Origin of the sequence: Cellulophaga omnivescoria, assembly GCF_001999725.1 — a bacterium.
Lineage (GTDB): Bacteria > Bacteroidota > Bacteroidia > Flavobacteriales > Flavobacteriaceae > Cellulophaga > Cellulophaga omnivescoria.
The window spans coordinates 141297-158299 of record NZ_MDDP01000001.1; the positions used below are offsets into that span (position 1 = coordinate 141297).

The following is a 17003-nucleotide window of genomic DNA, read 5'->3' on the forward strand; positions in this document are numbered from 1 at the left end:
TCTATTACTTTGTATTACTATGCTTAAAAGAAGAAAATTTATAAAAAATACATTAAGCACAACAGCAGCTAGTTTTTTACCAATTACCCTTAGTAATACTATAAGTTGCAGTACTAAAAAACATACATTGCTAAAAGGTAGGCAATTAAAACAAGGAGATACTATTGGTTTGGTTGCTCCTGGGTATGCCGTTTCTTTAGAAGCATTAGAACAAATTAAAGTAACACTACGTAAAATAGGGTTTATACCATACCACACAGAACGTATTATTGGTAATTACGGATATTTTAGTAACACAGATGCCGAAAGAGCCGCAGACCTTAATCATATGTTTGCAAACCCAAATGTAGATGGTATATTATGCGCTCGTGGCGGTTATGGATGCACACGCATTATGCAATTGATAGATTATGAAATAATTAAAAATAACCCTAAGGTTTTTATTGGTTTTAGCGATATTACAACCCTATTAAACGGTTTTTATACAGAAACTGGCTTGGTTAGCTTTCACGGACCTGTTGGCACTACACTAGACAATGAATACGGAATTTCTATGCTAAAACAACTGGTTATTAACCCTAAAGAAAGTGTTGTAATTCATAATTCTGACTTAACTGAAGAACAAAAAGAAAATACAGAATACAATAGATATGTTATTACACCAGGCAATGCTAAAGGTGTTTTGGTTGGTGGTAGCTTAACATTAATTAATGCTTTAATTGGTACACCACATGAAATAGATTTTACTAATAAAATTGTGTGTATTGAAGATGTGGAAGAATCTCCTTACCGCATAGATCGTATGTTAACACAGCTTATAGAAGGCAAAACTTTTAAAAATGCTGCAGGATTGGCACTAGGCGTTTTTGCTGGCTGTGAAACAACAAACAAAACAAAAACATTTACATTAAAAGAAGTAATAACAGAGAGGCTACAAGGCTTAAATATACCTACAGTATACGGAATGTCTTTTGGACATATACCTGAAAATTTTACGTTCCCTATTGGAATTAAAGCAAAATTAAACACGGCCTCTATGACGTTAACCATCCTAGAAAAAGCCGTGCTTTAATTCTTGTTTTATTAATACAAAATAATTATTACTTTTTAAACTCGGTTAAAGTCTTTTTAATAATAGCAACACACTCTAGCAATTGTTCTTTAGTCATTACCAATGGTGGTGCAAACCTAATAATGTTACCGTGTGTTGGCTTAGCTAGTAAACCATTTTCTTTTAATGCCATACAAATATCCCAAGCTGTAGAGCTATCTTCTGTATCGTTAATTATAATAGCATTTAACAACCCTTTACCTCTTACCAAAGTAACTAAATCGCTAGTCTCTATAAACTTCCCTAACTCTTCTCTAAAAAGCTCTCCTAAAACCTGAGCGTTTTCTGCCAGTTTTTCATCTCTAACAACCTCTAAAGCAGCAATACCAATTGCAGCTGCTACAGGGTTACCACCAAATGTACTACCGTGGTTACCAGGCGCTATAACATTCATAATATCATCATTAGCTAAAACGCCAGAAACAGGATAAGAACCACCAGACAATGCTTTCCCCAATATTAAAATATCTGCTTTAACCTCTGGTGTTCCAGAGCAATTTTTATCTGCACAAGTACAGTTACCACATGTAGCTAATAAACGTCCTGTACGTGCAATACCCGTTTGTACTTCGTCTGCTATAAATAAAACATTATGCTTATTACACAAAGCTTTAGCAGCTGCTAAATACCCTTCACTTGGTACATAAACTCCAGCTTCGCCCTGTATTGGTTCTACCAAAAAGCCTGCAACGTTTTTGTTGTTTTCTAGAGCAGCCTCAAGAGCAACTAAATTATCATATTCAATTTTAATAAAACCACTAGTGTATGGTCCAAAGTTTTTACGAGCAACAGGGTCGTTAGAAAATGAAATTATAGTGGTTGTACGTCCGTGAAAGTTGTTTTCACAAACAATAATTTCTGCTTCATTTTCAGGAATACCTTTTACTTCATATGCCCATTTTCTACATAATTTTAGCGCAGTTTCCACAGCCTCTGCACCTGTATTCATAGGTAATAACTTATCGTAGTTAAAAGTTTCTGTAGCAAACTTTTCAAACTTACCTAGCATATCATTATAAAATGCTCTAGAGGTAAGTGTTAATGTTTGTGCTTGGTTTACCATTGCACCTACAATTTTTGGGTGACAATGGCCTTGATTTACTGCAGAATAAGCAGATAAAAAATCATAATACTTTTTACCTTCTACATCCCACACATATACACCTTCTCCTTTGTTTAATACAACTGGTAGTGGGTGGTAATTGTGTGCTCCGTGCTTTTCTTCTAATGCAATTGCGTCTGCAGATGCCGATCCTTGAATAATTGACATAATCTAATTCTTTTAAATATAAAACTTAAACGATTCCTGCTTAAAGGAGAGAAATCAACCTTATTTTTTAATATTTTGCAAATTACAAATTGCTATTGGAGCATAAAAAATTTAAGACATTAATAATTAATTCCTCTATAATTTATAATTTATCAAAATAACATTAAAATTATCAAACTAAATTTAGCCTCAATTTTATTCATAATTAATAATAAGCAAGTATTTAGATAACAAATAATTCTACTATTTTTGCGCTATGCGAAGAAAAACAAAAAGAGTAGTTTTTGAGAATGTAGAAGTAGTAGATGCTGGTGCAAAAGGAAAAACTATAGGAAAAGCTCCTGACGGACGTGTAATTTTTTTAAACAACGCCGTGCCTGGTGATGTTGTAGATGTACAAACCACAAAAAAAAGAAAGGCTTATTTTGAAGGTACTGCCATAAATTACCATACCTTATCTGATAAAAGAACAGAACCACAGTGCGAACATTTTGGCGTTTGTGGTGGTTGCAAGTGGCAACATATGGGCTATGAGCATCAATTGTTTTACAAGCAAAAAGAGGTAGAAAATAATTTAACCAGAATTGGACACTTACAATTACCTGCCATTACTCCTATTTTAGGGTCAGAAAAACAATATTTTTATCGCAATAAAATGGAGTTTTCTTTTTCTGATAGCAGATGGTTAACATTAGATGAAGTAAAATCAGATAAGGAAATTGAAGATCGTAATGCTTTAGGGTTTCATATTCCTGGAATGTGGGATAAAATTTTAGACATTAAAAAATGTCATTTACAAGCAGACCCATCTAACGCAATTAGGTTAGAAACTAAGGAATTTGCTACCAAAAATAATATGACATTTTTTAACCCTAGACACCACACTGGTGAATTACGTACCTTAATGATACGTACTTCTTCTACGGGAGAAATTATGGTACTTATTCAGTTTTTTGATGATCATAAAGAAAATAGAGAAGCACTTTTAAACCACTTAGCTACTACGTTCCCAGAAATTACTGCTTTATTGTATGTAATTAATCAAAAACAAAATGATACCATTTACGATCAAGACATTGTTTGTTTTGCTGGTAGAGATCATATTTTTGAAGAAATGGAAGGTCTTCAATTTAAAATAAACCCAAAGTCTTTTTATCAAACTAACTCAGAACAAGCATATGAGTTGTATAAAATTACTAGAGACTTTGCAGAGCTTAGCGGAGATGAACTTGTATATGATTTATATACAGGTACAGGAACTATTGCTCAGTTTGTATCTAAAAAAGCTAAAAAAGTTGTTGGTATAGAAGCTGTACCAGAAGCTATTGAAGATGCTAAAGCCAATGCTAAGCACAATAAAATAGATAATACTGTTTTTTATGCAGGTGATATGAAAAAGATTTTTAATACTGAGTTTATTGCTCAAAACGGTACACCAGATGTAATTATTACAGATCCACCAAGAGAAGGTATGCACAAAGATGTAGTTGAGCAAATTTTAGCTATTGCTCCCAACAAAGTGGTTTACGTAAGTTGCAACAGTGCTACGCAAGCAAGAGATTTGGAGTTAATGAATGATATGTATGAGATTACAAGACTGCAAGCTGTAGATATGTTTCCGCAAACGCATCACGTAGAAAATGTTGTACTTTTGAAAAAGAGGGCATAATAATTGTTCCAAATTAAAAAGAAATCAAACTATATATTGATGAAAAAAATAGGAATATTAGCCGCAATTTTATTGTTTACTGGCTTTACCTCTTGTGAAAAAGATGATATTTGCGTAGATGGTGATACCGCTTTGTTAATTGTAAATTTTTATGATTTTGAAGCTGAAGAAGAAACTGAAAAAGCAGTAACTAAACTTAGAGTTGTTGGTGAGGCACAAGATTCTCCTTTTGATAATGAAGACAATATAGACAGGACCGATTTAACAACCATTAGTATTCCTTTGCGTGCAAATGAAACCTCTACAACCTATAATTTAATCTCTAACTCTGCTGATAATGAAGATGGAGACGAAACTGGTAATACAGATACCGTAACATTTAATTATGCAACCAATGAAGTTTATATTTCTAGAGCCTGCGGTTATGTTATTCATTACAATGAATTAGCTAGCACACTTAATGAAGATGCAGAAAATTGGATTAAAAACGTAGAAGTAGTAGAAACCACAGTAGAAAACATAGCCGTAACACATGTTAAAATTTATCACTAGTATTTGTATTTTTAGTTTTGTTTTTAATGGCTTTGCGCAGAGTAAAACCATTGACTTAAACAAAAAGGATACGCTTGTTTATGAGCAACCATACGGTATACGTTTGGGTGTTGACATAAATAGGCTTGCCCAAAATTTCTACAGAGAAGATTACAAAGGTTTAGAAATTACAGGAGATTATAGACTATCACAAAACCTATACGTTGCAGCAGAACTTGGCAACGAAGAAAATACTAGAGATGAAGATACTTTTAATTTTACAACTACAGGAAGCTACTTAAAATTAGGTGTAGATTTAAATGTATATGACAATTGGTATGGTATGAACAACTCTATTTATATTGGAGGTAGATATGCTTATAGCACATTTAAACACAAAATAAACAGTTACCAAATTTATGATAGTAATAGGTATTGGCAAGATGATTTTTTACCTGGCACAGAAAATTTATCTGAGTTTGATGGTTTAAATGCATCTTGGCTAGAGTTTGTTTTAGGCACAAAAGTAGAAATATTTAAAAACTTATATTTAGGTGCCAGCGTACGTTTGGGTTACTTAATTAGTAATAAAGCTGATGATGGCTTTGCTAATATTTGGATTCCTGGCTTTAATAAAACTACCGAAGGCAGTAATTTTGGAACAGGTTATAATTACAGCTTAAGTTATTTAGTACCTTTATACAAAAGAGCTAAAAAGAAGAAAAAAGAACCTATAGAGGAGCAGGAAAAGCCTAAACCTGAAGAAGGCTCAAGACCCAAAAGATAATAATACACAATAAAACACTAATTAAAGTGAGCTTTTAAATAGAAAAAGGGGCAATAAACACTGTTTATTGCCCCTTTTTACTACTAATATTTTTTAGTAGTTTACTCTCTATCTTTATTAAACTTAGCTTTTTTACTCCCTTCATACATTACATATTTCACAAGCCTAGACTCTAAATGACTGTTAAATACTTTTATTTTCCTAGACGGACGTAAACCTACGTGTTTTAATGCCTCTAAGTTAGATGTTATAAACCAAGCATCTGTTCCTGGGTATTTTTGCTTTAATGTATCTCCTATACTAGCATAAAATTCTTCCATTTCAATATTTAATCGTTCACCGTATGGCGGGTTAAACACCATATGTAAATGACCATCTACCTCTTTTTCTGTATCAAAAAAGTTTTTACGCTCAACAGTTATATAATCATCTAAATTAGCATTTTCTACGTTATCTTGAGCTTTACGTACAGCAGAAGGTGCTTTATCAAAACCTTTTATTTTAAATTTAAAATCCCTGGTTTTATTTAAACTACTGTCTACAATTTTGTCAAATAAATCTTCATCAAAATCTGCCCATTTCTCAAAAGCAAACTCTTTTCTATTTATGTTAGCTGGTATATTACACGCAATCATAGCTGCCTCGGTTAAAAATGTACCACTACCACACATAGGGTCAATAAAATCGCACTGACCATCCCAACCACTTAATAACAAACAACCAGCTGCTAATACCTCATTTATTGGTGCAATATTGGTTGCTGTTCTGTAACCACGTTGGTGTAAAGATCTACCAGAGGAATCTAACGCAACATTACAAGTATCATTTTGTATGTGTATATTAAAACGCACATCTGGGAATTTAACATCTACATTAGGTCTTTCACCTTCAGTATCCCTAAATTTATCTACAATAGCATCTTTTACTTTTTGCGACACATATAAAGAGTGCGTAAACATATCAGACTTAATAGTAGTATCTATAGCAAAAGTAGTATCTGTAGTTAAAAATTCTCCCCAATCTATAGCATACATTTTCCTGTATAAATCTTGCTCATTATACACCTTAAAAGAAGTTACAGGTTTTATAATTTTAATAGCTGTACGCAGGCATAAATTTGCTTTGTACATAAAACCTTTATCTCCTTCAAAAAAGACACAACGCACGCCTTCTTTTACATTTACCGCGCCTAAATTGCGCAATTCTTTTGCTAAAATCTCTTCAAAACCAAATAAGGTTTTGGCTATCATTTTATAATTATCCATAGGTATCTTAAAGAATACGCAAAAATACATTAATTTTGCCCCTTATTGCATTTTGTCTGCAAAATTGTGTAACACCAATTTTATTTATGATTTATATATTACCTATTCTTGGGGTATTACTTAGTTTTATTTTTGTTTACGTTACCAAACCAAAAAATAAAGAAATATTTAAACTACTATTAGCTTTTAGTGGTGCTTTTTTATTGGCCATTACTTTTTTTGAACTTTTTCCGGAAGTTTATGAACACGGAGACCCAAAACAAGTTGGCGTGTTTATAATGTTGGGTATTTTGCTACAAATATTTTTAGAATTTTTCTCTAAAGGAGCAGAACACGGCCACGTGCATATTAGCGCAGATAGTGTTAATTTACCTGTAATGCTTTTTATAAGCTTGTCTGTACACTCTTTATTAGAAGGTATGCCACTTGCTCACCAACACAACCACAATTTTGTTTATGGTATATTGGTTCATAAAATTCCTATTGCTATAATTTTAAGTATTTTTTTACTTAACTCTAAAATTAAACTAACACAAGCAGTATTATTTATTACGCTATTTGCTTTTATGACACCATTAGGTAGTTTATTAAGTTCCAATTTAACTTTTTTAAAAACGTACCATATACAAATTACAGCATTGGTAATTGGAGTTTTGCTACATATTTCTACAGTTATTTTGTTTGAAAGTTCTGAAGGGCATAAATTTAACTTAAGAAAATTACTAGTTATTACTTTAGGTATAATTATAGCTTACTTTATATAATATGTTTAGTAAAGAAGAATCTAAAAAATTGCGTGAAGAGTTCTGGATTTCTTTTGGAAAATCGTTTCCAAGAAAGTGGATACTTTACAATACAGGAATTAAAAATTTATCTTTTAAGTTTTATTTTGATAAAAAAACTGCAATGGTAACTTTAGATTTAGAGCATAATGACTTAGAAAAGCAAATAGATACTTGGGAAAAATTATCTTCCCTAAAATCTATTATTACTACAGATTTTTTGCCAGATGCTATTTTTACTGACGCTTACATTTTAGATAACAAAAAAGAAATTTCTAGAATTTATGTGATTAAAGAAAATGTTAGCATACACAATAAAAACACTTGGCAAGAAACTATGGTTTTTTTAAATGAAAATATGCAAAAGTTTGAAGCCTTTTTTGAAGATTATAGTGATATAATTAAATCTTAATGCTATTTATATTAACATTAGTATAAAGAAAAAGTGTGCTACACTACCCGCCAAAACAAACAAGTGCCAAATAAAATGGTTGTAAGGTATTTTGCGTATTGCGTAAAATACAATGCCTACAGTATAAAATGCACCACCTAAAAACAATAGGTTTAATGCCGTGGGACTTACGTTTGCAACTAAACTAGAATAATCTAAAACAATAAGCCAACCCATTACTAAGTAAAGTAATAATGACAAAGCCTCAAATCTACCTGTAAAAAACAGTTTTAGAATAATACCCACAATGGCTATACCCCAAACCACCCAAAAAATAAGCCAACCATTACCATTTTCTAACGTTATTAGTGCCACTGGTGTATAAGTACCTGCTATTAGAACATAGATACTACTGTGGTCTAATATCCTATATTTTTCTTTTAAAACTTTTGTTGTAGCTGCATGATATAAGGTAGATGCCGTGTATAACATTATTATTGAAGCTGCATAAACAACCAAACTAAATAGTGCAAAAGATGTTTTATTGGTATTAAAATAGACTAATACAAAAAATCCGACTACTCCTAAAACAGATCCAATAGCGTGCGATGCTGTATTTAATCTTTCCTCATTCATAGCAATAATAGCTTTGGCACAAAATTACCCAATACTTTTGACTCTTTTAACTAAAAAAGGCGCTAAAAGCGCCTTTTTAATTTTTAATTATCTGTACAACGTAAAGTGACCAACGTATCGTTGTTTCTCTTTATCATTAGCATTAACTACATACCAATAATCTCCAGTAGGCACTTCGTTACCTTCATAAGTACCATCCCAAGAGGTAACATCATCTAATCGTGCTACTACTCTACCATATCTATCATAAATAATAATCTCTATGTCTGGGAAAAACTCTCTGTTTTTAGGTGCCCATCTATCATTTTCATTATCTCCGTTAGGAGTAAAGAAATTAGGAATATCTATTTTACCTGTAAATTCAAATTCTAATTTAACCTCAGCAACACAACCTTGTGCGTCTTCTACACGCACGGTAACTGTTTCATCTTCATTTAACTCAAAAATTGTATTACTACCTTGTGAGTTTCCTTGAAAAAAGTAAGTATAACCTCCATATCCTCCTTGCGCTAAAGCAGTTATTTCATTAGGTCCTGTTTTTATTGCTGAAAGAGTTAACGGATCATAAGCATCTAATGTAAAATCTACAGAAGTAGAACATCCGTTACTATGGTATATGTACACCGTATGCATTGTATCTGGCTCTAAATCTCCAAAAACATGTTGTGTTGTAGCCACATTAATATCATCTACGTCTAAAGAAAACATAAGGTCAGACATTAAACTACTATCTGTCATATCTATAGTTACGGTACTAAAAGGGAATATACCTCTACATCCATATTCTATTATTGGTGTTGCAGATAAATCTACTCCATAATCTACATTAATAATAGCGTTAGTATCACATAAATTAGCATCTCTAATAAATACAACATAAGTTTCTCCACCTGCTAAATTATCAAAGAATAGATCATCATTTCTAACAAAATCTGCAGGGTCTGAGGAATTTAAACTAGTCTCATAATACTCATCTCCAGTAACTGGATCTACAAAAGGTGTACCACCTGTTATAGACAGTGTAGCTGTACCATCTGCTGCATTAATACACAACTCCGGTGTGGTATCTACATCTGCAACAACTAACACTTCTGGTTCTGTAACTGTAATTTCTCTTAAAATACTACAACCAACCTCATCCTGTATTAATACAGAGTATGTACCTGGTGCTAAATCTTCAAAAGTAATTGTGTTTGGATTTTCGTCACCTACAAAAAACTCACTTAACGTATCTGATATAGAGAACTTAATTTGGCCTGTACCTCCTCTTGCTTCAATTCTAATACTACCATCAAAATCTCCTGTACAACTTACTGGGTTTGCCTCAGACATAACAACCTCTAGTGGTACTTTTGGTTCAATTTCAATAATATCAGATATTGCAGAACATCCTCCACTGGTTGCATATACATAATATGTTCCTGGGCTTAAGTTTCTAAATACACCTGAAGCCTGCTCTGGTCTTACTATATCTGCTGCAGTAGGAGCCGTTGGTACACCTCCTAAATTATTATTCACTAATGTGTACCTGTAATTTCCTATTCCTCCAAATGCTTCTGACCTTACTATGGCAGTTGCTTCACCCTGACATTTAATTTCTGCATCTACTAAATCTAATGCCACAACTAAAGGAAGTGCTTTATCTAAACCAACCTCATTAGATTGTTGCTCTGGACAACCATTACCGTTTTGAACATCATATTGAAATGGTCCTGGGTCTGCATCAATGTCTGGAATAGTAATAGTAACAGAAGTTACATCTGGTCCTCCAAAGCTCACAAAAGCATCTGTTGTTCCTGATCTTCTGTAAAAATATTCCATACCAGCCACTGGGTTTGTAACACTAAGGCCAATTCTTCCTAAATCTCCACAACCAGGAGGTGTAATTTCTACTAATTCTGCCTCTACAGGTTCTGGATCTACAATATATATTTGTGGTGTAGTAAAGCTACAATCCCAACCATCAAAAACAGTAATTGTATAATACCCAGAAGGTAAATTAGGGAAAGTAGCAGATTCTTGTAATCCACTGGTGTTTGTAATTGCACCAGAAGCATCTAATCTGTTTAACTGGAATAAATACTCTTCTCCATTTCCATCTAAATCTTCACCACCTGTTACATTAAATGCTCTAATAACACCATCATTTGCTCCAGGACAAAGTAATGGTTGTACAATTTCTATATCTGCATTAATAGCAACTGGTAAACTAAGTGTTATATCATCAAAAACAATACATCCACCAGCATCTCTGCTACTTACTCTGTAGTTCCCTTCAGATAAGTCACTAAATATTGGAGAAGCCCCATAAGCAACCTCTACTGTATACGTACCTGTTGTTGCTGTTTCTTTTTCTAACTGATACTCATAAGTACCCCAACCACCGTCTGATGTTGCTGTAATTTCTCCTAATCCTGGAACCTGGCACGTAACATAAGCTGTTTGTTCTGCTAAGGTAGTTAACGCTCTGTCTGGAGACCTAACTGGGGCTGTATTACTTGTTGTATCACAAAACGGTGATGCTAAAGCCTCTACCCTAACTATTAAGTTACCCGCTGGCAAGCCTGTAATAATTTCTGGGGTTGCAATTGGCGCTGTAGTATCAAAAGATCCTGTAACACCAGTTGTAATCTCGGTTCCTGTATTATCTACTAAAAACACCTCATAATTATAAGCTCCATTATAATCGTTTACCTCTATACTTATTTCACCATCGCTTGCTCCAAAGCAAGAAACAGGTTTTACTTCATTAATTACGGCATTTATAACGTTAAAATCAGGAACTGTAGCTGTTGGTGTTACAAACAAACAGGTACCACTATCTATATCTCTTACTGCAAAAATATAATCTCCTGGTACAGTAACATCCCAAACAACACGATCCGATCCTCCAGAAAGCTGAGCTGGTTGCGACCCAAGTGGTAATACTTGTACTTCATAATTACCTGGACCTTGGTCTACAATAATTTCTAATTGACCTGCCGATGCTCCAGAACCTGTGGCATCACAAGTAATAGGATTTAACATATTAAAATTAAAAGTTAAATCTGTTGGTGTTAGTATGGTAATTGTTTCTGTTGTTTCACAACCTTTATCGTCTCTTACAATAACATCTATAGTTTGGTCTACTCCTCTATCTATAATTTCAAACGTATTAGAGGTTTGAAAGTTAGTACCATCATAAAAAGGAGTTCCATCATTTAAGCTGTAGCTGTAATTACCATTACCCGTATTTGTACCTGTACCATCTCCGTTATCATCTGTATAAATAGTAATAGTTGTTGTACTAAATGAGTTAGCAGAAGGGTTACAAGTAAAATCTGGTGCTACAGGAGTAACCTCTAATATGGTTGGCTCTATAACATTAATATTTCCAGATCTAACAGCACAACCTCTATCCGAAACTACCTCAACTTGGTAAGTTCCAGGTGCTAAATTTTCAAAAGTTGCATCTTCAATAGATTGTAAAGGTGTTGTGCTAGTACCTACATAAATATTATATGTAAATGGTGCATCTGTAGCAGAAGCTGGGTCTAGCTCTACAGTTATACTACCATCGTCTGCTCCGTTACAAGAAACATTTTCTACAACAGTATTATCAATTACTGGTGTATTTACTGTAATTATGTCTACAGTAGTTATATCTGAACATAACGGACTTGTATTAGAATCTAAATCTGTTACTGTTATGGTATAGCTACCAGGAGCCAAACCTGTAAAAATTTCTGGATCTGTATCTGTTGGCTCGTGTGTAATTACTGTTGTGCCATCATCTAGTTCATATCTAAACCTCCCACTACCACCTGTAGTTTCTACTTCTACAATACCGTCTGCATTATTACAAGATGGTTGTGATGATGCACTTGCAGATATAGAAAAGAAATCAAATACTTCTACAACCGTACTACTTGTACAACCATTACCATCACGAACCGTTACAGTATATGTACCTGCATTTGGTACAGTAAAGTTTGGACTGTCCTGAAAACCATTACCAATATCATACTGAAAAGTAGTTTCTGGAGCACTACCTGTTGAAATTGGAGAAGTCACATCTATAGTATAATTGGCAACCGCAAAACATTGGTTAGTTACATCTACTGTTGGACTTGCTAAGGTAGGATCCATATCTATTACCACACCGGTTAATAAAGAAGAACAGCCTTTGCTATCTTCTATATACACATCGTATGTGCCAGGAGACAAATCGTATATATTATTGCTTGTTAATGCTGGTGCTGGATCTCCTGTAGGTACTACACCAAAGGTATATGCTGGTGAACCACCCACGCCACGCAATACTAATTGTCCGTTTGGATTTAAACAGTTGGCATTTGTATTACGCTCTACCACAGGTCTTGGATTATCATTGGTAATAGAGACTAAATCACTTGCATTACAATAATTTGCTGCCCCAGTATCTTCTGTAACTATTACCTGGTAATTTCCTATTGGTAAGTTTGTAAAAGAACCTGTGTAAGGAAAGGTTACATTGGTAACTGTAGTTGGACCACTTATTATTGCGCCCGTATCTGTATCTGTTAAAGAGATAATAATATCAGAACCATTAGGTAAACCGTCTACTGTGTAATCTATATCGGCATCATCTGGAGTAGCACAAGAAGCTGCTGAAGATGTTGCGTCTACAGTTAATGGATTTAATGTAGGAATTGGATCTATTTGCTGAATATAAGTACAACCAGCTGCATCTAAAACCTCAACAAAATAAGTTATTCCGTACTCCACTTGTCCCGTAAAATCGTGTGTATCTGCGTCTACATTTGGTGATACTAACGTTTCTCCTACCAAACCAATTAAATAAGGTGCTGTACCCCCTGCAATATCTACAAGAAAAGTAAAAGCCGTAGAACAATCTGGGCCAGGTGTTGGAACTGGAGTTATTGTTAAGTTATTTTGTCTTAAATTAATTACATCTCTGTCTTCACAAGTACTAGCATCTGTAGTTTCTACAACATAATCTCCCTCTGCTAAACCAGGAAAATTAGCTGTTGTTGCTGCTGTAGGGCCAACCGTTGCTATAACATTACCTGCTGTGTCTAATAAAGTATAAGTGTAAGGAGCTGTACCGTTAGACACTGCTGTTACATTTATTTGTCCGTCTGCTGGTGTTACACCGCAAGTAGGACCTACAAAATCTACGGTAGCATCTACACCAGGTGCCGCAGGGCCAACAGTAAAAGGAACTGCAACATCACAACCTCTGCTATCTCTAACAAAATAAGTATAATTACCTGGAGATAAATTACTAAATACAGGCTGATTTGTATAGGTTACATTGTCTGAACTATACTGATATGGAGGCACACCAACAGTGGTATCTGGAACTAACTCTACACTACCAGTTGTATCATCTCCACAAGTAGGATCTGTAACATTAGCAGTTGCTGCTATGGTCTCTGTTGGACTTAGTGTAATAACATTGGTTTCTACAGTACACGTTTCATTATCTGTTATTCTAAATTGATATGTACCATCTAGAGCTGTAGTATATACAAATGAAGAGCCTGTAAAGCCTACAGAAGGACTATATGCTGATCCATTAAAGCTTACCTCATAAGTTTGATATGGTGTGTTTCCGCTAGATACATTTACTCTTATCTCTGCATCTCCATCTCCTGGAACTAAACTACACGTTAACTCTTTTTGTATAGCCACTGTAGTTGTCATTTCTGGTCTAATATTTCTACCTACAGTGTCTGTACAACCATTACCGTCTCTAACCTGTATTTGGTAACTACCAGGACCAGGTGCAGCAATAGATTCATTTGCTGTTCCTGCAAACCAAGCACCACCATTTACCCTATATTCATAATTGCCATCACCACCTGAAGCTGTTACATTTATTGTTGCCGCATCTGTACTATCAAAACAAAAATCTGATGCGCCATTGTTTATAACTAATGTTGGCGAACTTAACGGCGTAAGTGTAAAATTAAAACTTGTTGAACAGCCTTCACTATCTTCTACTATTAAAACATAATCTCCTGGGTAACTTAAGCCTGTAAAGTTAGAGTTACTCCTTGGACCAATATCAGATAAAGTACCTGGTCTTTCTAGAGTATAACTATAGCCTCCCCAACCACCGGAAGCATTTGCTGTAATAGAACCTCTGTTATTATTAGCACAACTCATTGGTGTTAGAGTTGGTGCCATTGTTAATGCAGACGTTGGTTCGTTAATAGTTAATGTTGCCGTTTCTACACAATTAGTATCCTCATCAGTAACTGTTATTGTATAACTACCTGCCCCTAATCCACTAACATTAATAAAATTATCTGAATGACCTGTTACTGTAGGATTTGAATCTATTTGGTACGCATATGTAGATGCAAACCCATCTACAACAAAACGGCCACGCCCATCTGTATCTCCAACACAAGTTACATTGTCTTGTAATTGCGCAGTAACTTTTATTGAGCTTATATCATTTATTGCAAAACTTTCTGTGTAAGAACATCCGCCATCATCTGTTACTCTAAACGTGTAACTTCCTATGCCTAAGCCTGTAAAAATATTACTTGTTCCGTTAGAAACTGGACTTGGAGCAACAATGTCATAATTAGCTATTGTTCCTCCGCCAGTAACAGCTAAAGTTACAGTAGCTGTACCTGTTACACAATCAATACTAGAAACAGTAAAATCTATATCAGTTGGTTTATTTAAAGAAGCAAAAGTTATATCTGGCAAGGTCTCTACACAACCATTAGCATCTCTAATTTGTGGTGTATAAGTACTTCCTTGTGATAAACCAGGAAAAACTGTAGTACCAGTTACAAAACCAGAGCCTATACTATATTCATAAGGACCTGTACCTCCACTTGCTGGTGTAAAGGTTATTTCTCCTCCGTTTTCATTAGTACAGCTTGGGTCTGCTGTAGCAGATGCCGATGATGATATTGAAGAAGGAGTTCCTATGCTTTCTGATACTGGTGTAGTTGTACAAACAAAAGTATCTTGTTGGTACCTTACAACAACATCGTATGCACCAGGTGCTAAACTAGAAAATACATTACTATTTTGAAAAGTTACACCATTATCATTACTATATTCTAAAGCATAACCATTACTGTTTGTTACATTAACCGTTAACCTACCATTATTAGCCCCACCACAATTGGCATCTTCTGCAGTTATATTAAAAACTGGAGGTGGTATATTTTGTACTTCAACGGCCGCTTGTTTTGTACAACCGTTTACATCTTCAACTAAAATATTATATGTTCCTGCAGAGCTAACAGCAAAAACAATCGAACTTGCAAAAGTAGAACTGTAGGTTGCTCCTGCATCTAAACTATAACGGTAAGGTGACGTTCCTCCAGACACCTCTAAAGTTACATCTACACTTGTTGCGCCACAACCAAAACTATCTGTTGCAAAAGCAGTTGCATCTATAGGTGCTAAACCATTACCAATTGTAATTGGATCTCCTGCAATTTCTGTAACTGTAACATCACAATCATTAGTTTCTACTTGTACAGAGTATGTACCAGGGCCTAAATTATTAAACGTATGATTTGTATTTGCACTAGGGCCAAAGGTATCTAATGTTACACCATTTTTTAAAAGTCTATAACTATAAAAACCTGTTGCTCCAGAAACAGATACTCCTACATTCCCTTTTTCACCGCTACAAACTATATCTGTTTTTGTAACATCTACAGTCATAGACTCTTCTGAAATTGTTACTATTTCTGATGGAAAAATACAAGAAGTAGCTGGTGCATTTTTTAACTGCGCAAACACTTGGTAGTTACCAGGTGTTGTAATATCAAAAGAAGGACTATCTTGAAAAGGCCCTGAAGCAGAATTTAAACTATACTCATAGCCAGCTGGCACGTTAGTAACTTCTATATTACCTGGGTTACCACAAATAATATTTTTTGATGTAATTTGAGGATCCAAAGGGTTTGATGACACTCTAAAATGATAGTAAACACCAGAATCTACCCGTACTCTATATTCACCCTCTACATTAGAGTTGCTAGCATCTAACAAAAAAGTAGGATCGTTACCCACTGTTACCCAATCTCCGCTACAAGCACTATTGTATGTAGGGCAATCATCTGAACCAACAAAAGAACAACCAGCCCCCAATTTTTGCCAGACATATGAACTACCAGATGTGCTTAAAGACACCGTTCTATCATCACCAGTACCACACAAGAAAAATTTAGCTAAAGTACTACCATCATCCGGACAAGTACTTTCTTCGTTTGCTCCATTTATAATGGTTGCAAACATTACCGGAGCAGCCAAAGTGCTAGTCCTTTCCGTTTTTTTCCTTGATGTTTTTAGAAAGTTAACTTTTTCTTTGGTAGGAGCTTCTTTTTTCTCCTCCAATGTTAATGCTTTAAATAAAGCATCATCAAAAGTAATTACGTCTGTTAAAAAGCCGTATACTTTAGGGTTAGCAATAGCGGTAGTGCATACTATAGAGCCAAAAACTAATAGCATAGCACATAACGCAAGTTTTCTTTTACTTGGTTGCATAGGTTAAGTCAATTTTTGTAAAGAGTATGGCAACTTGGGGAATTGCAATA

Annotated in this window: 10 protein-coding genes; 6 read left to right on the forward strand and 4 right to left on the reverse strand. The window is 34.4% G+C overall.

Features of this window, described 5'->3' with window-relative positions; genetic code table 11:
* Positions 1-19: 19 nt before the first annotated feature.
* A complete protein-coding gene (locus tag BFJ87_RS00690; protein ID WP_077398638.1) occupies positions 20-1072 on the forward strand; it encodes a S66 peptidase family protein in 1053 nt (350 codons plus the stop codon).
* Positions 1073-1100: 28 nt separating this feature from the next.
* Here the strand turns inward: BFJ87_RS00690 and rocD are convergent, their stop codons facing one another.
* On the reverse strand, positions 1101-2381 hold the full coding sequence (gene rocD / locus BFJ87_RS00695; protein WP_077398640.1) for an ornithine--oxo-acid transaminase: 1281 nt from the start codon (positions 2379-2381) through the stop codon (positions 1101-1103).
* Positions 2382-2637: 256 nt separating this feature from the next.
* Here rocD and rlmD point away from each other — a divergent pair, with 256 nt between their 5' ends.
* The 3 genes from rlmD to BFJ87_RS00710 are packed head-to-tail and all read left to right on the forward strand — an operon-like array spanning position 2638 to position 5368.
* Positions 2638-4050 (forward strand): 23S rRNA (uracil(1939)-C(5))-methyltransferase RlmD, encoded by a 1413-nt coding sequence (gene rlmD, locus BFJ87_RS00700; protein WP_077398642.1) that lies wholly within the window; start codon positions 2638-2640, stop codon positions 4048-4050.
* A 39-nt stretch (positions 4051-4089) separates the two neighbouring features.
* Positions 4090-4602: a DUF6452 family protein gene (locus BFJ87_RS00705; RefSeq protein WP_077398644.1), complete on the forward strand. Its 513-nt coding sequence runs from the start codon at positions 4090-4092 to the stop codon at positions 4600-4602.
* Complete coding sequence (locus BFJ87_RS00710) at positions 4583-5368, forward strand: DUF6048 family protein (RefSeq protein WP_077398646.1); 786 nt, start codon at positions 4583-4585, stop codon at positions 5366-5368. Before BFJ87_RS00705 ends, BFJ87_RS00710 begins: the two co-directional genes overlap by 20 nt.
* 101 nt (positions 5369-5469) lie before the next feature.
* On the opposite strand, the gene BFJ87_RS00715 is transcribed toward BFJ87_RS00710, so the two are convergent.
* Entirely contained in the window at positions 5470-6633 is a 1164-nt protein-coding gene (locus BFJ87_RS00715; protein ID WP_245799567.1) for a THUMP domain-containing class I SAM-dependent RNA methyltransferase, read from the reverse strand.
* 86 nt (positions 6634-6719) lie between these two features.
* On the opposite strand from BFJ87_RS00715, the gene BFJ87_RS00720 reads away from it, so the two are divergent.
* Positions 6720-7397 carry a ZIP family metal transporter gene (locus BFJ87_RS00720; protein ID WP_077398649.1) on the forward strand — a complete coding sequence of 226 codons (678 nt, stop codon included), beginning with the start codon at positions 6720-6722 and terminating at the stop codon, positions 7395-7397.
* Position 7398: 1 nt separating this feature from the next.
* On the forward strand, positions 7399-7827 hold the full coding sequence (locus BFJ87_RS00725) for a DUF4268 domain-containing protein (RefSeq protein WP_077398651.1): 429 nt from the start codon (positions 7399-7401) through the stop codon (positions 7825-7827).
* A 6-nt stretch (positions 7828-7833) separates the two neighbouring features.
* Here BFJ87_RS00725 and trhA read toward each other — a convergent pair whose 3' ends face one another.
* Both trhA and BFJ87_RS00735 read right to left on the reverse strand, forming a co-directional pair.
* Entirely contained in the window at positions 7834-8442 is a 609-nt protein-coding gene (trhA, locus tag BFJ87_RS00730; protein ID WP_077398653.1) for a PAQR family membrane homeostasis protein TrhA, read from the reverse strand.
* An 87-nt stretch (positions 8443-8529) separates the two neighbouring features.
* Complete coding sequence (locus tag BFJ87_RS00735) at positions 8530-16953, reverse strand: T9SS type B sorting domain-containing protein (protein WP_077398655.1); 8424 nt, start codon at positions 16951-16953, stop codon at positions 8530-8532.
* Between the last annotated feature and the right edge of the window lie 50 nt (positions 16954-17003).